The organism is Ensifer sp. 22521, assembly GCF_052044795.1.
In the GTDB taxonomy this organism is placed as follows: Bacteria; Pseudomonadota; Alphaproteobacteria; order Rhizobiales; family Rhizobiaceae; genus Ensifer.
Window position 1 is genome coordinate 21493 of sequence record NZ_JBQENM010000036.1, and the last position, 23857, is coordinate 45349.

21 protein-coding genes and 5 pseudogenes are annotated in these 23857 nt (G+C 58.4%); 22 read left to right on the forward strand and 4 right to left on the reverse strand.

Going from position 1 to position 23857, the window contains the following annotated elements:
• Positions 1 to 54: 54 nt before the first annotated feature.
• The 5 genes and pseudogenes from ACTJKE_RS32885 to ACTJKE_RS32905 all read left to right on the forward strand — a co-directional run.
• A pseudogene (locus ACTJKE_RS32885) lies at positions 55 to 135 on the forward strand (carboxymuconolactone decarboxylase family protein); the annotation flags it as partial.
• Between the two features lie 129 nt (positions 136 to 264).
• Positions 265 to 1233 (forward strand): MBL fold metallo-hydrolase, encoded by a 969-nt coding sequence (locus ACTJKE_RS32890; protein WP_113514909.1) that lies wholly within the window; start codon positions 265 to 267, stop codon positions 1231 to 1233.
• 167 nt (positions 1234 to 1400) lie between these two features.
• Positions 1401 to 2153 (forward strand): SDR family oxidoreductase, encoded by a 753-nt coding sequence (locus ACTJKE_RS32895; RefSeq protein WP_113514915.1) that lies wholly within the window; start codon positions 1401 to 1403, stop codon positions 2151 to 2153.
• A 59-nt stretch (positions 2154 to 2212) separates the two neighbouring features.
• Positions 2213 to 2629: a cupin domain-containing protein gene (locus tag ACTJKE_RS32900; RefSeq protein WP_003526819.1), complete on the forward strand. Its 417-nt coding sequence runs from the start codon at positions 2213 to 2215 to the stop codon at positions 2627 to 2629.
• 71 nt (positions 2630 to 2700) lie between these two features.
• Positions 2701 to 3726: a mechanosensitive ion channel family protein gene (locus ACTJKE_RS32905; RefSeq protein WP_440693587.1), complete on the forward strand. Its 1026-nt coding sequence runs from the start codon at positions 2701 to 2703 to the stop codon at positions 3724 to 3726.
• Between the two features lie 8 nt (positions 3727 to 3734).
• Here the strand turns inward: ACTJKE_RS32905 and ACTJKE_RS32910 are convergent, their stop codons facing one another.
• Positions 3735 to 4022, reverse strand: coding sequence for a GAF domain-containing protein (locus tag ACTJKE_RS32910; protein ID WP_440693589.1), 288 nt, complete (start codon positions 4020 to 4022; stop codon positions 3735 to 3737).
• A gap of 170 nt (positions 4023 to 4192) precedes the next feature.
• Here ACTJKE_RS32910 and ACTJKE_RS32915 point away from each other — a divergent pair.
• The 3 genes and pseudogenes from ACTJKE_RS32915 to ACTJKE_RS32925 form a co-directional block, all read left to right on the forward strand.
• A pseudogene (locus ACTJKE_RS32915) lies at positions 4193 to 5056 on the forward strand (sensor histidine kinase); the annotation flags it as partial.
• A gap of 618 nt (positions 5057 to 5674) precedes the next feature.
• Positions 5675 to 5910 (forward strand): annotated as a pseudogene (locus ACTJKE_RS32920) (hypothetical protein); the annotation flags it as partial.
• Between the two features lie 336 nt (positions 5911 to 6246).
• Positions 6247 to 6873, forward strand: coding sequence for an imm11 family protein (locus ACTJKE_RS32925; RefSeq protein WP_440693591.1), 627 nt, complete (start codon positions 6247 to 6249; stop codon positions 6871 to 6873).
• A gap of 625 nt (positions 6874 to 7498) precedes the next feature.
• Here the strand turns inward: ACTJKE_RS32925 and iolE are convergent.
• Both iolE and ACTJKE_RS32935 read right to left on the reverse strand, forming a co-directional pair.
• Entirely contained in the window at positions 7499 to 8410 is a 912-nt protein-coding gene (gene iolE, locus ACTJKE_RS32930) for a myo-inosose-2 dehydratase (protein ID WP_440693593.1), read from the reverse strand.
• A gap of 84 nt (positions 8411 to 8494) precedes the next feature.
• The gene (locus ACTJKE_RS32935) at positions 8495 to 9490 is read right to left on the reverse strand and encodes a LacI family DNA-binding transcriptional regulator (RefSeq protein ID WP_440693617.1); all 996 of its coding nucleotides are present in this window, start codon (positions 9488 to 9490) and stop codon (positions 8495 to 8497) included.
• Positions 9491 to 9672: 182 nt separating this feature from the next.
• On the opposite strand from ACTJKE_RS32935, the gene ACTJKE_RS32940 reads away from it, so the two are divergent.
• The 11 genes and pseudogenes from ACTJKE_RS32940 to ACTJKE_RS32990 all read left to right on the forward strand — a co-directional run bounded on the left by ACTJKE_RS32940 (position 9673) and on the right by ACTJKE_RS32990 (position 18276).
• Positions 9673 to 10623, forward strand: coding sequence for a sugar ABC transporter substrate-binding protein (locus ACTJKE_RS32940; protein WP_058325855.1), 951 nt, complete (start codon positions 9673 to 9675; stop codon positions 10621 to 10623).
• A gap of 117 nt (positions 10624 to 10740) precedes the next feature.
• Positions 10741 to 11862: an ABC transporter permease gene (locus tag ACTJKE_RS32945; protein ID WP_440639445.1), complete on the forward strand. Its 1122-nt coding sequence runs from the start codon at positions 10741 to 10743 to the stop codon at positions 11860 to 11862.
• Positions 11862 to 12650, forward strand: a complete 789-nt coding sequence (locus ACTJKE_RS32950; RefSeq protein WP_113513384.1) for a sugar ABC transporter ATP-binding protein — start codon at positions 11862 to 11864, stop codon at positions 12648 to 12650. Before ACTJKE_RS32945 ends, ACTJKE_RS32950 begins: the two co-directional genes overlap by 1 nt.
• 81 nt (positions 12651 to 12731) lie before the next feature.
• Positions 12732 to 13526: a TIM barrel protein gene (locus tag ACTJKE_RS32955; protein ID WP_440693595.1), complete on the forward strand. Its 795-nt coding sequence runs from the start codon at positions 12732 to 12734 to the stop codon at positions 13524 to 13526.
• A gap of 30 nt (positions 13527 to 13556) precedes the next feature.
• Positions 13557 to 14576, forward strand: a complete 1020-nt coding sequence (locus ACTJKE_RS32960; protein WP_440693597.1) for a Gfo/Idh/MocA family oxidoreductase — start codon at positions 13557 to 13559, stop codon at positions 14574 to 14576.
• 48 nt (positions 14577 to 14624) lie between these two features.
• Entirely contained in the window at positions 14625 to 14906 is a 282-nt protein-coding gene (locus ACTJKE_RS32965) for a MurR/RpiR family transcriptional regulator (RefSeq protein WP_440693599.1), read from the forward strand.
• Between the two features lie 685 nt (positions 14907 to 15591).
• A pseudogene (locus ACTJKE_RS32970) lies at positions 15592 to 15788 on the forward strand (CsbD family protein).
• A 260-nt stretch (positions 15789 to 16048) separates the two neighbouring features.
• Positions 16049 to 16213: a DUF3309 family protein gene (locus ACTJKE_RS32975; protein ID WP_082663389.1), complete on the forward strand. Its 165-nt coding sequence runs from the start codon at positions 16049 to 16051 to the stop codon at positions 16211 to 16213.
• Positions 16214 to 16779: 566 nt separating this feature from the next.
• Positions 16780 to 17055 carry a hypothetical protein gene (locus ACTJKE_RS32980; RefSeq protein WP_440693601.1) on the forward strand — a complete coding sequence of 92 codons (276 nt, stop codon included), beginning with the start codon at positions 16780 to 16782 and terminating at the stop codon, positions 17053 to 17055.
• Positions 17056 to 17104: 49 nt separating this feature from the next.
• Complete coding sequence (locus ACTJKE_RS32985) at positions 17105 to 17800, forward strand: VIT1/CCC1 transporter family protein (RefSeq protein ID WP_058325779.1); 696 nt, start codon at positions 17105 to 17107, stop codon at positions 17798 to 17800.
• Between the two features lie 86 nt (positions 17801 to 17886).
• The gene (locus ACTJKE_RS32990) at positions 17887 to 18276 is read left to right on the forward strand and encodes a DUF302 domain-containing protein (protein ID WP_440693603.1); all 390 of its coding nucleotides are present in this window, start codon (positions 17887 to 17889) and stop codon (positions 18274 to 18276) included.
• A gap of 412 nt (positions 18277 to 18688) precedes the next feature.
• Here the strand turns inward: ACTJKE_RS32990 and ACTJKE_RS32995 are convergent, their stop codons facing one another.
• Positions 18689 to 19762, reverse strand: coding sequence for a sensor histidine kinase (locus ACTJKE_RS32995; protein WP_245296000.1), 1074 nt, complete (start codon positions 19760 to 19762; stop codon positions 18689 to 18691).
• Positions 19763 to 19995: 233 nt separating this feature from the next.
• Here ACTJKE_RS32995 and ACTJKE_RS33000 point away from each other — a divergent pair, with 233 nt between their 5' ends.
• The 3 genes and pseudogenes from ACTJKE_RS33000 to ACTJKE_RS33010 form a co-directional block, all read left to right on the forward strand.
• Positions 19996 to 20238 carry a pyridoxamine 5'-phosphate oxidase family protein gene (locus tag ACTJKE_RS33000; protein ID WP_440693619.1) on the forward strand — a complete coding sequence of 81 codons (243 nt, stop codon included), beginning with the start codon at positions 19996 to 19998 and terminating at the stop codon, positions 20236 to 20238.
• 338 nt (positions 20239 to 20576) lie between these two features.
• Positions 20577 to 22406 (forward strand): ABC transporter ATP-binding protein/permease, encoded by a 1830-nt coding sequence (locus ACTJKE_RS33005; RefSeq protein WP_440693621.1) that lies wholly within the window; start codon positions 20577 to 20579, stop codon positions 22404 to 22406.
• A 470-nt stretch (positions 22407 to 22876) separates the two neighbouring features.
• Positions 22877 to 23857: pseudogene (locus ACTJKE_RS33010) on the forward strand (transposase); the annotation flags it as partial.

A 23857-nucleotide genomic window follows, 5' to 3' on the forward strand; every position in this document is an offset into this window, starting at 1 on the left:
TGAGCATATTCGCAAGGAAGATGGCGGCATCGCTTCCTCGCCGTCGAGGCCTGAATTGCCAAGAGCTTCGATCCCAAACTAATGGAGCTCTTCAAGGTGCGCGTGTCACAGATCAATGGCCGCGCTGAAAGCATAGGCTACCCTATCCTCAGGTATGGCCCTTCCTCTTCTCCCGCCGGATCGACCGCCAAACGTGCCTCAACATAAAATCCGCGCCGTGGCTTGTAACCGACACGTTTCGATCACGCAAAACAGGAGCGCATCATGTCGCAGACAGAAACAAAACCCCGTTCGATTGCTCAGCAGGAGACTAACATGAGCTTGGAAAACAACTCACGCGTCGGGAGAACAGGCGCCGACGAACTGGTCCCGTCGCGCTACGCGGTGCAGATCGGTGATATTGAGGTGCTGGTGATCAGTGACGGCGTGCTGCCGCTGCCGACGAAGATGCTGGGATACAATGCCGATCCGGCCGAGCGCGCGGCCTGGCTGAACCACATGTTCCTACCCCCGGACGCGTTCGATTGGGCGCTGAACGTGGTCGTGGTGCGCAGCGGCAAGCAGACGATCCTCATCGACGCCGGCCTGGGGCTGGACCCGGAATTGAACCTGCCTCGAGCTGGGCAATTGATCAAGCGACTGGAAGCCGCCGGCATCGACCTTGGATCCGTAACCGACGTGGTGCTGACCCACATGCATATGGACCACGTTGGCGGGCTGCTCGTCGACGGGGTGAAGGAGCGGCTCCGTCCAGACCTTCGGATCCATGTAGCGACGGCAGAGGTCAAATTCTGGGAGTCACCCGATTTCTCTCACGTGTCCATGCCGCCCGGCTTCCCGGACGCTCTTCGGGCGGCTGCGAAGCAGTTCAGAAAAGAATATGAGAGCCACCTGCGATTGTTCGACGATGAGTACGAGGTGGCGCCAGGCGTGGTGGTCTCTCGAACTGGCGGCCACACACCCGGGCACAGCGTGGTCCGCGTGGCATCGGGTAAAGACCGGCTGATGTTTGCCGGCGATGCGGTGTTTGCGGTCGGCTTCGATCACCCCGACTGGTTCAATGGCTTCGAACACGACCCGGAAGAAGCTGCCCGCGTCCGCGTTCGTCTTTTGCGGGAGCTGGCCGAGACCGGCGAGCTTCTGGTGGCCACTCATATGCCGTTCCCCTCCGTCGGCCATGTGGCTGCCGACGGCGAACACTTCCGTTGGGTGCCGGTCTTCTGGGACTACTAACCGCCTGCTGCACCAGAGTGAGCCGGCGCACGGCCCCCTTTAAGGCCACGCCCCGGCTCATCTGAGTGGATTTGCAGAACCGGCAGGGCCGGCCCGATCCTCGACCAATCATTCAAAAACGAATGAACAGTGCGGTGCGCAAAGCGGCCGCAAAATTGGAGAAGCTCATGAAAATCGTCATCATCGGCGGAACCGGCCTGATCGGTTCGAAGACAGCCGACCGCCTTCGCAAGCAAGGCCATGAAGTCATTGCCGCCGCTCCTAACACCGGCGTCAACACGATCACGGGTGAAGGTCTCGCCAAGGCGCTCGCCGGGGCCTCCGTCGTTATCGACCTCGCAAACTCGCCGTCCTTCGAGGACAAAGCCGCGCTCGAATTCTTCGAGACGTCAGGCCGCAATCTGGCGGCGGCGGAAAAGGCCGCCGGTGTAAAGCACCACATCGCGCTTTCCATCATAGGCACCGACCGCCTGCCTGAGAGCGGCTACATGCGCGCCAAGGTTGCGCAGGAAAAGATCGTCAGGGGCGCCGGCATTCCCTATACGATCATCCACTCGACGCAGTTCATGGAATTTCTCGGTGGCATCGCCCAGGCGGGCACGGTCGGCGACACGACCCACCTGTCGACCGGCTTTTTGCAGCCGATCGCCTCCGATGACGTCGCCGACTTCGTGACGGATGCGGCCCTTGCGGCGCCAGTGAATGGCGTCATTGAGATTTCCGGCCCCGAGCGAGCTCGGCTTGGCGATTTCGTCGCTCGCTACCTGAAGGCGATGAGCGACACCCGCAAGGTCGTCGCCGATCCCGAAGCCCTCTATTTCGGCACCAAGCTCGAGGACGGCTCGCTCGTCTCCGACAACAATCCTCGCATCGGCCGCATTTCCTTCGAGCAGTGGTTCGCAACCGCTGCGCGGAAATGACCGAGCCGCAATGCGTCCCATATGGCGGCGCACCTTCCTACCTCGAAAGGAGTTTCTCTATGATCAAGTTAATTTTCTCTGCCCTTACCGTGACTGCTCTCTTGTCCGCAGTCGCAGTTGCTGATGCCGGTAGCAAGGACGCAAAGGTTACGCTGGTTTACGAGCATGAATTACCGAATGTTCCGGGCAAAAGCATGAAAGGCATTCTTGTCGAATACGGTCCCGGCGGTTCTTCCTCAGCGCACACGCATCCCAACTCGGCCTTCATTTATGCGACGGTGCTTGAGGGCGCCATTCGCAGCCAGGTGAACGAGGCGCCGGCCAAGGTCTACAAAGCGGGCGAAAGCTTCTCCGAGATGCCGGGCGATCGCCATGGTGTCAGCGAAAATGCCAGCAAAACCAAGCCCGCCAAGCTGCTGGCTGTTTTCGTCGTCGACAGCAGCCAAAAGGAACTGACCTTCCCGATCAAGAAGTAGGCCAAGGGCCAGCCGCTGTCTGCGCATTTGGCCCCTTTCCCAATCGTTAAAAATCATCGCTGGTGAGTGCCATGTTCGATGAAGATCATTTCCTGCCGCTCCTCCTGATCAATATTCTGGGGTTTGCCGGTATTCTCGTATGGCACATTCAAGGGCGGCGCCGTCCGACCGGGCGCCTGATCGTGCAAATTCTGTGCTTCGCCACAATGAGCCTCGTGCTCGGCCTAGGCGGAATTTCACCTTACAGGCTCGATCAAGCCGAGTTCCAGGGCACCGGCGTCTTGATTGCCAAGTCCGCGAGGATTCTTTGGTGGACCCATCTTGCGTGGACGCTCATCGGCTTCGTTCATATCTATATCAGCCTCAACCATAGGCCGCGGGAGGCGCATCTCCTACAGGATCTGATCGTCGCCGTTGTTTATCTCGGCGTGGCACTTTCGATTGTCGGCTTCGTTTTCGGCGCGCCAATAGGCCCTTTGGTTGCCACCTCGGGCGTGGTTGCCGTCATCATCGGTCTGGCGCTGCAGAATACGCTTGCCGACGTTTTTTCGGGGATCGCGCTTACGCTGGGGCGGGCGTATGTCGTCGGCGACTGGATCCGGCTCAGCGACGGAACGGAAGGGCGGGTTGCCGAAACCAACTGGCGCTCGACGAATCTGCTGACGAGCGCGCATAATGTCGTGGTGGTACCCAACAGCGTCCTGGCGAAGCAGGGTGTGACCAACCTCAGCCGTCCTGACGAAACGCACTGGATTGCGTTTGTCGTCCGCATTGCCGCAACTCACGCGCCGTCCCTCGTGGAGGAGGTCATGCTGGGTATTCTGCAAGGCTGCGCGAGCATCGTTAAGGTTCCGCCGCCGGCCATCGCGCTCAAGGCGATCGATGCGACGGCGATCGAGGTCGAGCTGCAGTTCTGTGTGGTGAGCCCTGCGAGCCGGTTACCGGCGAAAAACGAGATCATTGACCTTGTATATCGCGGTTGCAAGACGAACGGCCTTTCTCTGGCAAGGCCGCCCGAGAGCCTGCTCTGGGGGCCAGCCGTTGCGGGCAGTGAGCCCGCAGCTATCGTCACTCCGTTCTCATCCAGCACGGTTTAACATGGACGTCAAACTGAAGCGCAGGATTGGCGACCTTGAGCAGCAACTGCGCTCCGCAGCGACCGAGAAGCGATTACGGCCTGATCGGCGAAGCTGTTCAGAAGGTTGATCTGGCTATCGCTGAAGGTCCCCGGCTCGGCGCGCGAAACACCGATCGTGCCGATAGCGACGCCCTCGCAAAGCATGGGCACCACGATGATGCTTCGGTATCTCCTGATGCGCGCCATCTCCTTGACGGCTTCAGGCACGCCGGGTTCGGTTTCGATATCGGAGCGAAACTCCATGACCGAGTTCATTGCGGCTCGGCTGTGAATCCCTGATGATGTCAGCGGAGCAGGAAAATGAAGCCCGAGTCTCCTCGTGGCTGGCTAGGCTCCCCGCGGTGCACGCCGCCAGGTGAAGCATGTCACCTACGACGCGCGTTACAAGTGCCGTTTGACCGCCGAGCAGCCGCCGCGAACTCTCAGAAAACGCACGGCTTTTTGAGGAGGTGCAGGCGCGCACCACACTTCTCGCCGAATCTCTCGACGATCTGCGCAGGGCACAGGACCGTCTGGTGCAGACCGAAAAACTAGCCTCGCTCGGTCAATTGACTGCCGGCATTGCTCACGAGATCAAGAACCCCCTCAACTTCGTGAACAATTTCGCGGCGCTTTCAGTCGAATTGACGGATGAGTTGAATGATGCGCTTACGCCGGTCGTGCTCCCGGACGATATTCGCGACGAACTCGACGAGCTACGCGGTCTTTTGAAGGACAATCTGCAAAAGATTCTGCAGCACGGAAGACGAGCCGATTCCATCGTAAAGAACATGCTCTTACATTCGCGCGGAGGCGGCGGCGAACACCGACCGACGGACGTGAATACACTGGTTGAAGAGAGCCTCAACCTCGCTCTCCATGGCGCGCGCGCCGAGAAGCCGCAATTCAACGTGACCCTCAGGCGGGATTTTGATCGAGACGCAGGCGTCGACGTGTTCCCGCAGGAGATCACACGCGTGTTGCTGAACCTGATCTCCAATGGCTTCTATGCGGTAGCCGAGCGACGCGGAGATAGCTGCCCCGGCTTTGAAGCCGAACTCTGCGCCAGCACACGCAATCGTGGTGAACGTGTCGAAATTCGCATCCGCGACAACGGAGCCGGCATTCCGCCAGAGGTCAAGGAAAAGATGTTCCATCCATTCTTCACGACCAAGCCACCTGGCGAAGGAACGGGACTCGGGCTCTCCATGAGCCACGACATCATCGTGAAGCAACACGGCGGCAGGATCGATGTCGAGACCGAGCCCGGTGTGTTTACCGAGTTCATCATCTTGGTGCCTCGAAAGTAATTCTTCGCACATTAGGAGAGAAACCGTGACACTGGATGACGGAGCGATCGTCGAGTTTTTCGTCCGCCGGCAATCCGCCGCGATCTTCGCGCCTGGCGTTTCGTAATGGATTTTGCCGCTCCGGTAGCCCAGGCTCCGACCCGCGTTATCGAAACTGGCGAGCAAACGCTGATCTTGATTTTCTTCGACATGCTTGGGATGCATGGCCTCGACATGTTGCTCGAGATGCGCGCCCAATGGCGGGAGTCAAGTCGCGCACTTTCCACTGCCCTTTGCGCCAGCGCCGCCTGTAGCTCGCCCGCTTGCCGCCAGGGCAACTGAGACAAGCTGCGTAATGTTAGCGGTTCATGTGCCCAGTTTGTTTCCGGTTTGTGCGTCCGGAATCGCATAATGTATCGACTGGAATGCGCCGTGCTGGTGCTGGGGCAGGATCCGGCTATATTGCTCAATCGACTTCCGGGATCAACTCAAGTTCGCCATGAAGCGCTATTTCTGTCTTGAGGTTGAAGCTGGTCTGCAACACTGGAGGGACCGATGCAAGTCGCCTCACAGAAATGGGGTTCACGCGCTCGCCGTCGAGCTTGCCGCCGAGCACGGTTTCAAGATCACCAATCCGGAGATGCAGCGATACGCGAACCGTTGATTATCACCAAGAACGGTCGCCCGCGGACGGTTCTGATCGCCCATGAAATTATCTTCGCTTGATGCGGCGCGAGCGTTGTGCCGAGCTGACGAGCGCCTGGGACGCGGACGAGCTCGCCGCAGTCGAACCTTCCGCAGGCGAACGTTCGGCGCTACGTGCGGCAAAAATGGGTAGGGTTTTTGGTTTTCGAAACTGCGCATTGTTGGGTTGAAATAAGATGCACTGGCCAATCCGGATAAGTTGCGTGTAGACGCAAATTCTGGTTGAAAACATATTCCTAAAATATCATAAATTGCAGCAAGGCTCTTGGGGGAGTCAGAACAGGTTTCTGCTAAGCCTCGCTACTTAATTACACATTCATTTCAACAACATGACCCGCTAATACCTGCGGTGCGTCATTCGACGTAACCGCTCGCCAGGAATAAACCAACGATCTCTCGCATGAGCTCGACCGCGAGCCTGTGCGCGTTCAATTCCCCTTTACCTTGGACACCATCCAGGTTTTGGTTTGCACGTCTGTGAACTGAATCAGGAGAATTATGCAGGTATGACGCAGTCTCAAAACGCACGAGTTTGGGCCAGCCGAGCCTTTATGGATTCAACGCGGATCAAAGGCTTTACTGCCGATCCGCTGCCGTCGGGGATGAGCCTCGGCCAGATGGCTGAGTTAAACGAAACCGGCGAACGGATGTCTGCGGAGCATTTTCCGAAGGAGGTCTTCGCCAAGTATCCCGACAAGAAGGAAAAGAAGCAGGCGGATCTCGTGCTTGCGGCAGGGGCAGTGGTGGTTTCTGCGGCTTGTGCGGATGTGCTTCGCCAATTCGATCTCGGCCATTCCTCGCTCTATCCGATTAAGCTTTTCCAGCACGACCGCAAGACACCCGTGGAGGGTGAATATTTTTGTCTTAACATCGGCGAGCGCAAGGATGTTTTTCGCCCTGAGCACTCGCCGCTCGTAAAAGTGCTCGGCAGCGGTCGATTGAAGATGCCGCCCTACCTTCAAGATGATGACATTGCCGTAAGCCCTGCAGCACTATGTGGGCCTGACTTATGGGTCAGCCCGCCTTTGAGCCGCATGTTCTTCCTGAGTGATCGGCTAACCGAAGCTTTGCGAGCGGCAAAGATGAGCAGGGTCTTTGGTTTCCGCGCCTGCCGCATTGTTCAAGGCAACTAAAATCACCCGGAGGGGGATCGATGGCAGTACCTTTTGCATTCCAGATACACCATATCTTCCCCGCGGAATTGTTTGACGATCCGAGAATTGCGGAGCAACTGAAATCTTTACTTACGGGCACCAACTTCACAATGGACATGGCTGGCAACGAGGTCGCACTATTCAGTGATCCCCAATACGCAGCCTATGTCCGGGCCACTTACAGGCGTGGATGGCGGCAATGTCTACTATGACAGCGGCTTTGGTAGCTCGGTTCACCGAGGCAGTCACCCGGGCTATACCGAGTTTTTGGTCGACCGAATTGATACCATCCTCGATTCCGGCGCCAGCCCCCAAACGCAACTCTCTGAAATCTACAAACTCATTTCTTTGCGGCACAGTTGAGCCAAGGGCTCATCACGTTCGAAGGTCAATCTTTAGGGGTAATGGGCACTACGGTCTACGCGGCCACCCTTGCCAGGGCGAGTGGGGAGAAGTCACCAGCACAACGATCGACGCGGGGCCAGCGATTTCTCATCATGCGCAATGCGTGTATGGGAATCTGAGGGCCACCAAAACAACGGTTCGATTCCTATCAAGGCGACAGAATTTATGGCGCTGTCTTGGCTGAAATCAGCCTCATGGGTTAGTCGGCAAATACTTTGCCGATGCGATCGAACGCGCGGGCGACGGTTGCACGTGGTGGTGCGTGTGCAGGATCCTGTTCGGCTTCGACGACCAGCCATCCTCGATAGCCACTGTTCCGAACGAAGCGAGCGATCGGAGTGAAGTCGAGGATACCGTCGCCTGGCACCGTGAACATTCCGCTGCGCACGCCGGCATTGAAGCTCAGGTCGCCGGTCCGAACCTCCCGCATCACCGATTTGCGGACGTCCTTTAGGTGGACGTGCACGATGCGATCGGAGAAACGCTCGATGAGCTGCGTATAGTCGAAACCAGCTGCGACCGCGTGGCCCGTGTCGAGCAGCAAGCCAACTTCCGTGCCGGTCTTGTCGAAGATGTTGGAAATTTCATCGAAAGTCTCTGCGACCATCATCAGGTGGTGGTGATAGGCAAGCGCAAGCCCGTACTCGCCCGCAAGACGGCTGGAGAACTCCGTCAATCGCGCTGCATAGGCTGCCACGTCCGCCGTAGGCATGATCAACCTCTGCGACATCGGTGCGTCCAGTGGGGATCCTGGCGTCATCATTGCAACCTCGCCATAGACCATGACTTTGCAGCCCATCGCCCGCAGGAGTTCAGCATGATCGGCGACCGCCTGCATTTCTTCATCGACGCTGCGTTCCGCCAATTCTCCTGAATGCCATCCGGACGCCAGGTCGAGACGGTGGCTTGCGAGAAGCGGGCGCAAGGTTGCAGCGTCCCTTGGGAATTTCCGGCCGAGCTCGACCCCCTGATAGCCGACCTCCGCTGCGTCTGTCAGGCAGGTATCAAGCGATATGTCTGCCCCAAGATCCTCAAGCACGTCGTTCGCCCAAGATAAAGGGCTTACCGCAAGGCGCACGCCGTCGGGCAAAGCAATGGCTTTCTGAGACATCATGGTTCTCCGCATTGGGACAGGTTCTTGGATTTTGGGTGTTCGACCTCCTTCAGAGGCGAAGACCTCGAGGATGAAGGTGCGTCAGGTGGAATTGCGGACCACAAGCTTGCCTGGCAGCGTCACCGTCTCCGGCTCCAGACGTCCTGCAATCATCCCAACGATGACCTGGATCATCTCCTGCCGCGGCTGCTCATATGTAGTCAGGCTGTAGGCGGGCGACCCACAGAACTCGTAGTTGTCGAAACCGACAACGGCGATGTCTTCAGGGGTCCGCAGGGCAAAACGGCTGCGGATCTCATCCATCGCCCCAAGCGCCAGGATGTCATTTTCGCACATGAGAACGTCGATCCTGTCGGTGGGGGTGGTCTGTTCGAGATAGCTGCGGACCGCTTGGGCTCCGGCTCCGGCACTGTACTTCTCGGCCGAAAGTACAGCGATATCGTCCACACCCTTCTGCTTCCAGAAGTCTGTAAAGTGATGCCGACGTCTCAGCGCAGTTGATAGCGCGGGCGCGCCGGTCATGAAGCCGGGACGCCGATATCCTCTCTCATGAAGATGGTCGACGATTTCGCGGAGCGCGAGTTCGGCATCACACACGACGGCCGGAACACCTTCGATCTGGCTGTCTCGCGCCAGCACGAACATCGGCGGCGTCCCGCGGCCAAGCTGCAGATCGCTCAGCGTCTCACTGCGAAACGCCGTACCGAAGAGGATAACGGCATCGACCTGGCGCTGATCTGCGTGAAGGAGCGCGTGCACGTGATCGAAGTGAGTGTTGATGTTGATCAGCACCGCGACCAACCCCTCGGCTTGCAGTCTCTCGGTCAAGGTTTCGAGGAAGGGCAATTTCTGAGGGTTAGCGAAATCGTCGACAAAGACCGCCACCTGGTGGGTGGCATTCGTCGCAAGACTGCGTGCGAGCAGGTTCGGCGAGTAGTTGAGCGCTGCGGCCGCTTCCAGAACCTTGCGCTTGCTTTCCTCGGCGATTGACGCGCCCGGGGTGAACGCACGGATGACCGTCCACTTCGAAACACCTGCAGCATCCGCCACTTCTTTCGCCGTCGCTCGTTTGCGCATGAAGACTCCCTGTGAAATGGAACACATATTCCATTTCGAATTCAAGATGAAATGAATGCTTGCTTTTAATTCATCCCAGCGTAATATGCACCTGTTTGCACCCGGTAGCAAACGGAATGCACCCGGTAGCATTCGTTTTTCTCGCCATCCTGTGGAGGGTATGGCGACTGGAGGAGGAACAAATGAAATCCATTCTGAAGAAGCTCGCATTCGGCGCGGTCGTGCTCGGCGTCGCCACCACGGCCGCCATCAGCGCGAAGGCTCAGGAGCCCACCATCATCGCGGTGACGCACGGGCAGGCGTCCGACCCGTTCTGGTCGATCGTGAAGAACGGCATCATGCAGGCCGGCAAGGACAGCAACGTCCAGGTCGATTACCGCGCGCCGGAAACCTTCGACATGGTGGCGATGGCGCAACTGATCGAAGCTGCCGTGAACCAGAATCCGGCGGGCATCGTTATTTCGAACCCTGACCCGGACGCGCTCGGCCCGGCGATCGAGAAGGCGGTTGCCGCGGGCATTCCGGTAATCTCGATGAACTCTGGCATCTCTGCAGCTGAAAAACTGGGTATCAAGCTGCATGTCGGCCAAGACGAGCTTCCGGCCGGCGTCAAGGTGGGCGCTAAGCTCAAGTCGCTCGGCCTCAAGCACGTGCTCTGCGTCAACCAGGAAGTGGGCAACGCCGCTCTTGACCAGCGCTGCGCCGGCACGGAGCAGGGGTTTGAAGGCGGCAAGGTAACGGTCTTGCCGACGACGGCAGACCCCGCCGAGATTGAGGCGAAAATCCAGGCGGCATTGACCTCCGACCCGTCGATCGATCTGGTGCTCGGGCTGTCCGCCCCGCTGGTCGGCGAGCGCGCCGTCGCCGTCGTTGAGAAGATGGGTGTTGGCGATAAGGTGAAGGTCGCTTCCTATGATCTCTCAGCCGGCTTCCTCCAGTCCGTCGCTGACGGCAAGGCGCTGTTTGCGGTTGATCAGCAGCCCTACCTGCAGGGTTATCTGCCGGTGACGTTCTTGGCGCTCAATGCCCGTTACGGCACCATTCCTGCCGGCAACGTGGCATCCGGTCCGAGCTTCGTCGAGAAGGACGCGGCCGCATCCGTAATCGAAAAGTCCTCCCAGGGCATCCGCTAGGCGGATCCGCGGCAGCTCCCGCGCCAGTGGGAGCTGCTCTCATCGCCCGACCGCTCCGCGCACCGCGTGAACGGGACGGATGGCGCACGGATAACAATTACACTGCTGAGGTACGACATGACCCTCGCCAACGAACAGAACGGGTCTGCTGCCAGATCCGACGAGCGGCTGAAGAAGGTATCGACGTTAACTGGTATACTACGCCGTCCTGAACTCGGCGCCGTCGCCGGTCTGGTGCTCGTGACCGTCTTCTTTCTTCTGACCGCGAACCCCGCGATGTTTACATTGGCGGGTGTCGTAAACTTCATGGCGCCGGCCGCCCAGCTCGGCATTCTTGCCGTCGGTGCGGCGCTCCTGATGATCGGCGGCGAGTTCGATCTGTCGATCGGATCCATGGTGGCTTTTGCCGGCCTCGTTTTCGGCACGGCGCTTGTCGTCTGGCAGGTACCGCTTAGCGTGGCGATCCTTGTCGCGATCGCCTTCGCAGTCTTCATCGGAGTAATGAACGCGCAGCTCACTATGCGCACCGGTCTCCCGTCGTTCATCGTCACGCTCGCATTTCTCTTCATCCTGCGCGGTCTGACGCTCGTCGGCCTGAAATGGGCAAGCGGCGGCGCCACGCAACTTCGCGGCATGAAGGAAGCCGTGGTCGACAGCCCGCTCGCACCTCTCTTCTCCGGTGACGCCTTTCCCGGACTGTTCACGTGGCTTGCGGGGGCTGGCATCATAGACACGTTCCCGAATGGCACACCGAAAGTTCCAGGCATTCCGATCGAGATCCTGTGGTTTGTCGCGATCGCACTTCTTGCTACATGGATTCTCCTGCGCACGCGCTTTGGCAACTGGATCTTTGCATCCGGTGGCGATCCGCGCGCCGCGCGCAAGTCGGGTGTACCGGTTGCCAGGGTGAAGACAACGCTTTTCGTCGTCACTGCTCTTTGCGCCACACTCGTCGCCATCCTGACCGTACTCGACGCCGGCTCGACGGACGCCCGCCGCGGTTTCCAGAAGGAGTTCGAGGCGATCATCGCCGCAGTCATCGGCGGCTGCCTTCTCACGGGCGGCTATGGCTCCGCCATCGGTGCGTTCTTCGGATCGATCGTCTTCGGCATGGTGCTGATTGGCCTGACCTACACGTCGATCGACCAGGATTGGTATCTCGTTTTCCTCGGCGGCATGCTGCTGACTGCCGTCGTCTTCAACAACGTCATCCGCAAACGCGTCACGGGAGAACGCTGATGAGCACATCTCAGACGCCCCTCGTCGAGGTGAGGAACCTCGTCAAGCATTTTGGCTCGGTCATCGCGCTCAACGGCGTTTCCATGAATGTCTATCCGAACGAGGTGCTCTGCCTGCTCGGCGACAATGGTGCCGGCAAATCTACCCTGATCAACACGCTTGCCGGTGTGCACAAGCCGACGTCGGGCGACTTCCTGGTCGACGGTCAGCCCCGGTTGTTTTCCGGGCCTCGTGATGCGCTCGATGCCGGCATCGCCACGGTCTACCAGGACCTTGCGATGATCCCGCTGATGTCGGTGACCCGCAACTTCTTCATGGGGCGGGAACCCTTGGTTGGTTTCGGTCCCTTCAAACGCATAAACATGGACGAGGCCGACAACATCACACGCGACGAGATGCACAGGATCGGCATCGACGTTCGTGACCCGCAGCAGGCGGTGGGCACGCTTTCCGGAGGCGAGAGGCAATGCGTGGCGATCGCCCGTGCCGTGTACTTCGGCGCCAAGGTGCTGATCCTTGACGAACCGACGTCGGCACTCGGCGTGGCCCAGACCTCGATGGTGCTGAAGTACATCAACCAGGTTCGCGCCAAAGGCCTGGGCGTGATCTTCATCACCCACAACGTCCGCCACGCCTACGCGGTCGGCAACCGCTTCACCGTGCTCAATCGTGGCAAGACGCTTGGCACCTATACAAAGGATGCCATCGGCATTGATGAGCTTCAGAACCTGATGGCAGGCGGCAAGGAGTTGCAATCCCTGTCCGAAGAGCTCGGCGGAACGATCTGATCGAATTCACATCCCAGTCTGTCGGCGCGGCGCCCCTTGCGCCGCTTACCCATCGTCATGTCCAAAAATATGGAATCCACCATGAGTGCGTCCACGATTTCTTCTTTCCCACTTGCCGCCTGCGCAGAGATGCTCTGGCGCGACAAACCGATCGAGTGGCGTGCTTCACGCCTCAAGGAAAAGGGTTTCGGCGTTGGTCTTTGGAACTGGCCGGAGCACGATCTCAACAAGCTGGAAGCGACCGGCGCCACCTTTACGATCATGAACGGCTACCTCACTGGCCGCCTTGCGGACGACGAGGGAGCGGCAGAACTTCTGAGAACGGCGCGCGAAACGGCGCAGGTTGGAAGGCGGCTCGGCGTCCAGCGGCTCAATCTTCATGGCACAGGTCTCGGAGACAGAGGCCTGCCGGTCCAACCCATCGAAGTCGTTACCGGCGCCATGTGGCTGAAGGCCCGCGACACGCTTTGCCGTGTGGTGGACATGGCCGAGGAGGAAGACGTCACCTTTACGCTCGAAAATCTCAATCTCCCGGTCGACCATCCCGGCGTACCCTTCGGTCGTGCTGAGGACACGCTGGCGCTGGTCTCAAGCATCGATCACCCGCGGCTGCGCCTCAATCTCGATCTCTATCATGCCCAGATCGGCGAGGGGAACCTGATCGAACTCTGCCGCAAGTGCCTTCCTTTTATAGGTGAGATCCAGGTGGCCGATGTGCCTGGCCGCTTCGAACCCGGAACCGGAGAGGTCAACTGGAACGGTATCGCCAGGGCGCTGGATGCCATGGGCTATTCCGGTCCGATCGGCATGGAAGCTTGGGCCGCCGGCGATTCCGATGCGGCGCTCGAGGCCTTCCGCGCCGCATTCACAATCTGACATTTTGCAAACCTCGATAGGAACAATCCCATGCCCAAGAACAAGCCCGTCAATGTCGGCCTCATCGGCGCCGGACGCATCGGTTCCTTCCACGGTGAGACCGTCGCACGCCGCCTTGTTGAAGCCGAACTCGTCGCCATCGCTGACCCCGCACCAGGGGCTGCCGCCGCTCTCGCCGGCAAGCTGGACGTTGATAGCTCCTACACCGACGTTGCTGACCTTCTTGCTCGCCCGGATCTCGATGCCGTGATCATCGCCACGCCGGCGCGGTTCCACACGAACGTCCTCATGCAGGCGACCGAAGCCGGCAAGGCGATCTTTTGCGAGAAGCCAATGGCGCTGACGCTTGAGGACGCCGATCGGGCCATTGCTGCTGCGCGCGCAGCCGGCGTTCCCCTTCAGGTTGGCTTCAATCGGCGCTGGGATCAGGCCTTCGCGGAAGGGCGCGCGGTGATCGATGCCGGCAAGATCGGTGCGCCGCAGCTTCTGCGCTCGCTGACTCGCGATCCCGGCCCCTTTGACGCCGATCCCGCCAAGATTCCGCAATGGACGATCTTTTACGAAACGCTGATCCACGATTTCGATACGCTGCTTTGGCTGAACCCGAATGCAAAGCCGGTCGAGGTCATGGCCGTTGCCGACGCACTCGTCCGGTCGGATTTCCGTGAGAAAGGCTTCCATGACACGGCGGTTGTGACCATCAGGTTCGACAATGGCTCGATCGCGGTCGCCGAGGCGAACTTCAGCGCAATGTATGGCTATGACATCCGGGGCGAGGTCTTCGGGTCCGGTGGCATGGTGACGATGGGGGATGTGCGCCGATCAAGCATGACGCTGTTCGACAAACACGGTACCTCCAACGACACCTGGCGTCGCGACACAGAGCATTTCGTTCACGGATACACGGCGCAGCTTGCCTCGTTCGTGAGAGCCGTTCGTCGCGGCGATATGACTGAAGGGCCGGGCGGTGCTGATGCGCGCAACGCGCTTGCGATCGCCCTGGCCTGCATTGAGTCCGTCTCGAAGAATGCACCCGTGTCGTTGCGATAGCGGCTCGACCGGGTTGGTGAAACGTCGGCGAGCAAGGGATAAGCCGTCATGAAAAGCAGCGAGGCAACCCGGCGTCCTGGTGATGTGGCGGAGCTTAGGGGCATGTTTGCATCCAGAACCCTAAGGCTGCCGAAACAACTGGAACAAGTCGCTCGCAAGGCATTGGCAAGGCCGGAACTCGTGGCCTTTGGCAGCGCTCGCTCCGTCGCGACCGCCTGCTCCGTTTCGCCGACCACGGTTACACGACTTGCGACCGCCCTCGGCTTTGAAAGTTTCCGGGATTTCAAGACGTTTTTCCAGCAACATCTGAGGAAGATGTCTCACTCATAGATCGCGCATTATTCTAGCCAATGGCCGTGGATCTCCACGGCCATTGTCGTTGAAAAGGGCTCTCGCGCAAGGTTCCCCGCTGTTGCCCTGCGGCCGAAGTAGTTCCAAAACCGCCTTCCGAATTCAGTATATGTTCTCGATTGTGCGTCCAAAGTCGGATAATGTATCGACTGGAAGCGGATCTTCTCCCTGCTGAAGATTCGGAACCCGATCGACGTTAATTTTGTGAGCCGGCGGCGACGGATGGGGGAGCGGAAACGAACGCTCAGCCCGCCGCTGAGCAGTCGCCCTCGTTCTGGAACAGGATGCCGGCGGCCTCAAATGGCAGCCTGATCAGTTTCAAATTGCTTTCCTTTCTCGCATCTCGCCCCCCTTTTCGAACGCTCGAATCGAGACCGCGTCGATTCCGTCGAAACGATCCCGTCGTTCGCGCCCAGTACGGCCGCCCTTAGCCAATCGATGTGGAAGACTAACAACCCTCCCTTACCCCGGGGATTGATACCGACCGCTGTGGCGGCCATTCGCACACGTCGCCGAACGTTCGAGTCACCAGTCTTGAGAGAGACTGAACGCGTGGCGGAAGCACCAGATTAGGGCTACTCTGATTGTTGTAAATCAAAGCGATTTTCGGCGTAAGGATTAGGATCAGCATTCGACAGAATGCATGGCCTTAAGGGAGGTTGAAATGGACTCGAATCAGGTCGAAGGAAACTGGAAGCAGATCAAGGGTAAGGTGAAGAACAGTGGGGAAACTCACGGACGATGACTTAGACGTCATCTCTGGGCGTCGTGATCAGTTGAAAGATTCAGGAGCGTTACGGCTACGCGAAGGACCAGGCGAAAAAGGAAATTGATCAGTGGTACAGTTCGCAGAAGTGGTAATGGAATCTTTGCTTTGTAAATAAAACGCTGAATATCCTAATAAGGGTGGGCTGTCGCCGGGGTTCTAGCTGCTGGGAGAACCGCTCATGAACCGAAATATCTTGTATCTGATTATCGTCTCACTGGTTGTTGTTGTATTCGCGCTCGGCTTTTTTTACTATCAGGAGAATAAGAGTAGGGGCGGTGTCGATATCACTGTGGACGATCAAGGACTTTCAATTCAGAAGAACTAGGATATATTCCATCGGAAAGGATAGACTATGTCGATTGGACTGATCCTGATCATCCTGCTGGTCATATTTTTAGCTGGTGGGTTCTCTGGTCGCTTCGGGGGGTATGGCTACGGGTATGGGCATGGCGGAGTTGGCATTATTGGCGTCATACTCATTGTTCTTGTCGTCCTGCTCCTGATGGGCCGTATCTAGGAAGGTTGTTTTTTGCGGGCCGCCCTCTGTTCGATGTCTTTCCGGATAATCCGGCGGACGAGACCGCCGACGGCGTCAGCAATCTGTTCGTCTCACTGAAACGAGTCATTGAAATAGGCGTTCCTGTCCGATGCCTGTGCAGCGCTATGACGTGCGGGCCGGATGGCATTGACGAAGTTCTCGAAGCCGGAAAATCGCCCGATTTTCGACCCCGATGGACGACTGGTTATTTGCTCCATCACATCGAAGACGTCACCGTCTCGTGATTGCTGGCCCCATCAGCGCCGGTCGCGTACACACTGAAACAGCGGTTTGACCGACTAAAAGGGGCGGCAGCGATGGGGGCTCGCTTGGCGGTCGACAACTGCCATCGTGCGGCGCGTTAAGTTGTCACGGGCCACAAAGATCGCATGGAAAAGCCCACGCTCCACCTCTCTTTGAGTTGATCGATAAAGGTAACTTTTCTGGGGTACGTACGAACTGTTAGTGCCGGTTGGGCCTACGCGTAGACGGTTATTGATGCTGGTCAAACGGGATGATTGGTGACGTGGTAGGATGTTTCATGGATGTCCGGTAGCGGCCTTTCCCGCCCTTCCGACGCCTTAAATCGGGCCGAGCTGCTGCTCGCGGCAATCGCGACCTGGATGATCAAGGGGATCGAAGTTGTCATGCCCTTCCTCGCTTCCACTCTCGATGGTGTCGATGTGATCCTGCATGCCGCTCGACAAGACGAACCGCCGCGTATCGTCTCCGTCGATGACGAACTCGAGGTCGATACCGATGAAACGGACCAGCGTCTGAACTGCTGCAAAAGAATTTACGTAAATGCGGCACGATCTTGAGGAACGTCGCTCTCGCTGCCCGCCTCGATGGCGTCATCCGGAGAAAGTCATGAGGAGTATTCATCGCGAAACTCATCTCGTCTCCCGGATCGGATGGCTGCGGGCCGCAGTCCTCGGAGCGAATGACGGCATCGTCTCGACGGCGAGCCTGATCGTCGGCGTTGCCGCGTCGGCGGCGGGAAGTTCCGAGATCCTGATCGCCGGTGTTGCCGGGTTGGTGGCCGGTGCGATGTCGATGGCGGCGGGCGAATATGTTTCGGTCAGCTCGCAGGCGGATACCGAGCAGGCCGACCTCGCACGCGAAAGGCGGGAGCTCGAGAGGCAGCCCGATGCGGAGCGTGAGGAACTGGCGCAGCTTTATGCCAAGCGCGGGGTCGATATCGCCTTGGCCCGACGCGTCGCCGAGCAATTGATGCAGAAGGACCCGCTCGAAGCGCATGCACGCGACGAGCTCGGCATTTCCGAAATTTCCACCGCAAGACCGATCGTTGCCGCCCTGACGTCGGCTCTGACTTTCGCTGTCGGTGCGATGATGCCACTCGCCATGGTGTGGCTGGCGCCGGCGAAGCAGCTCGTGCTGCTCGTCTCTGCAGCGTCGCTGCTGTTCCTCTCCTTGCTCGGTGCAATCGGTGCCAAGGCTGGTGGAGCGAACGTGGTGAAAGCCACGGTCCGTGTCACTTTCTGGGGTGCCTTTGCCATGGCCCTGACAGCAGGCATAGGCGCCTTGGTCGGAACCGCCGTCTAGACGCGCTGCGCACAGATGAAGTGCTTCGGTGTGGGGCCACACCGGCAACAAGGATCGGCAGGTGCCGGTCGCATTGGAGACAGACAATGACCTACACGCTCGACATAACGACCAACGACATGCCCTTCGACGAGGTGGTGGCGGCAACAAAGACCGCTCTCTTGGCCAAGGGGTTCGGTGTGCTGACTGAAATCGACGTCCGAGCGACGATGAAGAAGAAGCTCGACATCGATGTTGCGGACTATCTCATTCTGGGAGCGTGCAACCCGAAGATGGCTCTCGAGGCTATGAAGATCGAACCAAAGGTCGGCGCCATGCTGCCCTGCAATGTGATTGTACGATCGCTGGGAAGTGACACAATCATGGTCAGCGCCATCGATCCCGTTGCCTCCATGCAGGCGATCGACAACCAGGAACTCAAGAAGGTCGCCGGGCAGGTTCGGTCTCTTCTTGAAGAGGCGGTCGCAAGCATCTGAGGAGGCTAGCTATTAACGCGGCCGCAGGTGCCGTACCGGATGATTGTCTCGGGGACGGGCCGAAGCTGGCTGCGGCGCCCTTCCTGAACAATGCTATTCAGCGGAGGGTCTTGACCAGGGCGCAGCTAACTGCCGCTCTTCGTAAACGAGGCGACGCGCCAGGCGGACGAAATCAGATTTCAGCACAAAAAAATCCAAAACATCAATCGATGGGAGAATGAAGGCGGCGCAATCGCACGCCAACCTGAAATCTCGCCCGCGATACGTGAGGTCGGTGCAGGCGCTGCCAAGGCGGAACGGCGGCGAGGTCGCGAGCCCTCCTCGCCGCCGGTCTCATGTTCCTGACGGTAGCTGATACTGAAAACTCCGGCGCCCTGTTGACGCGCCGGGTCGCATTCCCGGCTGCCGTCTGTCACTTCTGGATCACTCCCGTCGCCAAGGGAGCTTTCAGGGTCCAGGACACGCCCTTTGGAGCAACTATCAGATCCGCCGTGCCACCGAAAGCCGCCGGAACAATCGACTTAAGAATGACTGACCCGAAGCCTTGACGTTCTGGAGGCTGAGCGGCTGGTCCGTTGCGCTCCGTCCATTGAAACTCGAAAAGCTGCGCTCTCGGATCAAATGACCATCGAACATCGACGATGCCGGTGGGCACGGAAAGTGCGCCGTGCTTGACGGCGTTGGTCGCAAGCTCGTGAACCGCCATGCCAAGGTATTCCGCTGGAGCCGGTTCCAGGCAAATCTCCGGTCCTTGAATGTCAATCTGGGACATGCCCTCCGTCGTGAGGAATGCGATCTGGGACTGGACAAGATCGCGGACAGGTGCTGCTTGCCAGCGTTCTTTCTCAAAAACTCGATAGGACGCGGAAAGTGCCTCGAGACGATCTTCCAATGCGTCCTGGAAATTCGAAACAGAATCGCTGTGCTTACCAAGCTGCCGAGAAATGGCGCAAATGATAGCGAATACATTGCGAGCGCGATGTGTCAGTTCCTTGACGAAAAACTCTGTTCGCTCCGCCAGTTCGCGGGCCGATATGTCGATTACGGTTAGAATGACCGCGACCTCCGATGTTTCGAGCACCACGGGGTTCATGGCGATATGGACGGTCACTTCCGTGCCATCCTTCTTGCATGCGACCAGCCGCCGCCCCTCCGCCATCGGTCTCGAAACCGGGTGGGCCATATAATCTTGCCGTAGCTGCTCATGATGCAGTCGTTTATCTGAGGGTACGAGGGCTTCCACCGGCTGCCCGATCAGCAATTTCTTAGGGTAGCCAAAGAACTCCTCGGACGCCTTGTTAATGTGTTCTATTGCGCCCGCAGCGTCGACCATGATCATTGGCACTGGGGAGTGTTCGAACAAAGTTCTGGCGACGAACTGGGTCGGCTCTAAATCCGGCAAGGACTTGCTTGACGCTGCATCGCACGCATCCCCAAGAGGCGCATCTCGCTCATTCGAGCTTGCCCCATCGCTCCCGGGCTTCATTTTGACCTCCCTCAGGCGGTGCAAGCGCAAGGGGCTATTCTATCCTGCTTGTTAGTAGTCGCTTTGATCTCAAACAAATCCGTAACGTTGATCATCTTCGGTGACGGCGTGGCCGAGCAGGTAGTAGTGTGTGTTGCGAACCGCAAAGGGCGTCGAGGACGTCGAGCGAACCAAGAGATCTACAGGGAGAAACGCCAATGAGATTGCGCGAGATGCTATCCAGCGAATGCAGCATGCTCATCGCCGAGCAGCGCGTGGCCCGTCTTGGGTGTTGTCGTGACAATCAACCTTATGTTGTGCCGATTTATTATGTCCGCGCAGAGGGCCAGATTTTCGGGTTTTCGATGCCGGGACGGAAAATTGAATTCATGCGGAGCATTCCACTGATCAGCACCGATGGAAGTGCGTCGTCATTGAAGGCAGGTACCACGAATTCCACAAAGAGACGGAGAAGAAACACGCCTGGAACATACTGAAGGTTTACAACGATTGGTGGGATCCAGGTGCCCTCAACTGGGGCTCGGATGCCAGGCCACCGGGGTACCTTCCCGTTTTTTTCGCCATCAGTATGGACAATGTTACGGGCCGAGAAGCGATTTTAAGTTAGTTCGGCGCAGGCTCCCAGCCAGCGACTGCTGGCCTTGCTCGCGCCTCAGCTGTGTTGAGTTGACAACTCCGACACGTACTCCAAAATTCCTTTCGTGGGTTACGGAGAGATGCAGCCGCGATGCGAAGTCGTGCTTGGCAGATAGGCGCATTTGTCAAACGGCTACTCTTCCGCGAGGCAGGCAGCCACACAAGCCCTGTTTCTTCGATGCGCGGCTTCTGGGGCCTTATGCGCGCCTATTGGTTTTCCGAAAGCTGGCGCGAGGCTTGGGGGCTAACGTTCGCCATCCTTGTTCTCACGGCATTTTCCGCCCAGGCCAGCGTCTGGTTCGCTGTCACTTCGGGCGAGTTGATCAACCGGATCGCCTATTTCCACCATCCCGCTGCACCCACCACGCCCGTGGAATTGTTGACAACAGCGGCAACGCTTGCCGCGATCGCGATCATGAGGGACGTGTGTTTCACCGCTGTCCGCCATTTCTTCTCGACCACGCTGCACCGCAAATGGCGCGCGTGGCTCGACCGACGCTTCAACGAAGCTTTGCTCGACAGCAACCATACGCATTTCCATCTTCTGCAAATGGGCTCCGATGCGTCCGGGTCCGCTGTCCCAGCGCCGGACAATATCGACCAGCGTGTCCAGGAGTCGATTAAAGGCTTGACCGGCGGCGCAATCGGGCTGGCGATGGGCATTGCAGGAGTCGTGCTGTCGCTTGGTTTTATCGGCAGCAAGCTTATTGAGATGTCGAGCGACGTCAGAGGGCTTGAGTTCCTGGGCAGCTATGGAAGTGCCTGCTTGGCTTTCGTGGCCGTCGCGATTTATGTGCCGCTCAACACCGTCATTGCCGCCAAGCTTGGTGGGGTTCTCCAACACCTGTCGGTACGCATGCAATGGGCGGAGGGAAGCTACCGCACCGAATTGAACGCTCTCCTGCACCGCAGCTTCCATGTTGCCGTCCTCCATGGAGAAAGAGCCCAGAACGTCGTCAACAAGCGCCGATATCTCGACATTGATCAAACCTGGGCCAGCCTGAATCGGGTGACTGCCGGCTACATGGGGTTCGAACTGGTCCATAATTTCATTGGCTCGCGGATTGTCGCCTATGCACCCGGCCTGCTCCCCTACATGGACAACAAGGTCAGCCTGCAGCACTACGTTACGGGTGCTGAACTGGCGACTGCATTGATCAACGAATGCTCGTGGTTCATACATGTGATGCCCGACATTGCGACGCTGAGGGCGAACGCTCGGCGCATAACCGATCTCGCGAACGCGATCGAAACCGTTCAGCGACCCGAGGCGTTTTATGCGCAAACAGGCCTTTACGAATTCCAATATACCAAGCAGGACCCGGCGCTCGGCCTGACTGTTGAGCAGATCGGCCTCCTGCACGCGGGGACCGAGCTTCCATTTCTGACGGCGGACAGACTTCAGTTCCTGCCCGGCGAGTGGACCTTGGTCGTCGGCGAGTCAGGGAGCGGCAAGACCTCGCTTATCAAAGCGATAAACGGTCTTTGGGCGCACGGCCGTGGCACTGTCGCAACTCCAAGAAACATCAGAACCCTCTATGCCGCCCAGGACGTCAAGCTTCAGGCGGTGTCCTTGAAGGAGTTGGTTTGCCTTCCGGACCCGGCGAGCGATTATCCGGATACGCGTGTCGCGGTGGCGTTGCACGAGGCGGGGCTCGGCGAATTCATCGATGAACTCCCCAAGGATGGCCGCGACGGTCAAAGCTGGGATCTACTTCTATCGGGAGGCCAGAAGCAGAAGCTCGTCCTTGCCAGGATCCTTTTGTTGCGGCCGGGCCTCCTCTTTCTCGACGAGGCCACGAGCGCGCTTGACACTCAGGCAGTTCACGCATTCTACCAGGCGATCCTGGATCATTGCCCGGAGGCGACTGTGATCGCCGTCATGCATGACGTTTCGCCGATCCGATCAGCAAGTGGCGTCGATTTCTTCGACAGCGTGCTCACGATTGACAGGGGCGTGGCAAAGAAAATGCCCATCGCGGCTTGGCGTCAGACAGCGCCGAGGTGACGGCGACCCTGGAAGATCACTCCATGCCGCTTGTCGCTCGTTTCGATCGCACCGATTGTGCGTTGCAACGCCACGACGTCGAAGTGGGCCTAGCGCTTGTCTTCAAACGCAACTTTGTCAGTGAAAAATTTGTGCTTCGACATTTTTTTGCAGAACGCCTTTAGCTTGCTGTTTATCGCGTTCAGACGCTCGCTTGAATTGAGCTGGAGGCCACTTTGAAGCCGTTGAAAGAAGATCATCAGTTCCTCATCCGAGGCATCTTCAATTTCATCGAAGTCGATCTCGAAATCGTCGACCTTGTCCGAGATGTCGTCCGGAAGAGCTCAATCTCATCGGATAGAAACTCGAAAATGGCTGACAAGCGCTGCTGGCCATCGACCACCTCGTAGGAGATTGGCGACGTACTCAACGCCACGAAGTAAAAACTTCGGCAGCCGCCAACCTCTGAGAATAGAATCAATAAGCGCCTGTACGGGACGATCATGGTCGATCTTGAGCGTCATTCGGTCGTCGATGTTTTGGAGGACCGCAGCGTCGAGAGCGCAAAATCTTGGTTGCAAGAGCGTCCGACGATCGAGGTCGTGAGCCGAGATCGCTGTGGTTTGTATGCTCAGGCAGCCCGAGAGGGCGCCCCGCAGGCCCGCCAGGTGGCTGACCGTTTTCATCTGGTCCAAAATCTCAGGGAGGCAATCAAGGAACAGATGAGCGTCTACGGTCACGCCAATGTTAGACCCATTCTCTCTGAAGATGCTATCGCCAGCGCCAGGTCACAACAGCGCCGTGCCCGCTTGGCGCACAGGCAATCTCGTCAGGAAATATTCGACACGTTTCAAGCTTTGCGGCAGCAGGGCCTCACCTACAGCGAGATTGCAAGGCGGACCGGAAACGAGCGCCGCAGCATCGCGAATTGGCTTACTTCTAATGCACCTCGAGACAGGAATCGGGCGGCATTGAATCCGACATCGCCACTGTATTTCGAAGCTTTTCTGGCTGAATGCTGGAAAGATGGAAACCGGGTAGGAAGCCATCTGTTTTACGATATCAAGAACCGCGGTTACACGGGCAGCCGCTCCAATCTGGAGCGCCTGTTGAAAGTGTGGAGTGACGTCGAAAACATTCAACCCGACGGGCCGCCTCCGGAGATGGATGTTTCAGAACCCGTTCGCGATCCTAACACGGGCCATATGATCTCGTCTGTTGTGGCAGCAGCTTTGTGTATAAAACCGCGCGGCCTGCTGACAGATCGTCAGGCCAGAAAGGTCAATGCATTGAAGCAGGGCTCTCGAGTGTTCGCCATAATGCGTGGCTTGGCCATGCGCTTCAACGGCATCTTGCGCAGCAGGAGCCCGGACGCACCGGATGAATGGATCGACGATGCCATCGACACCGAGCTCACGGCAATCATGCGTTTCGCCAGCGTTATGCGCCGGGATGTTGATGCCGTAAAAAGC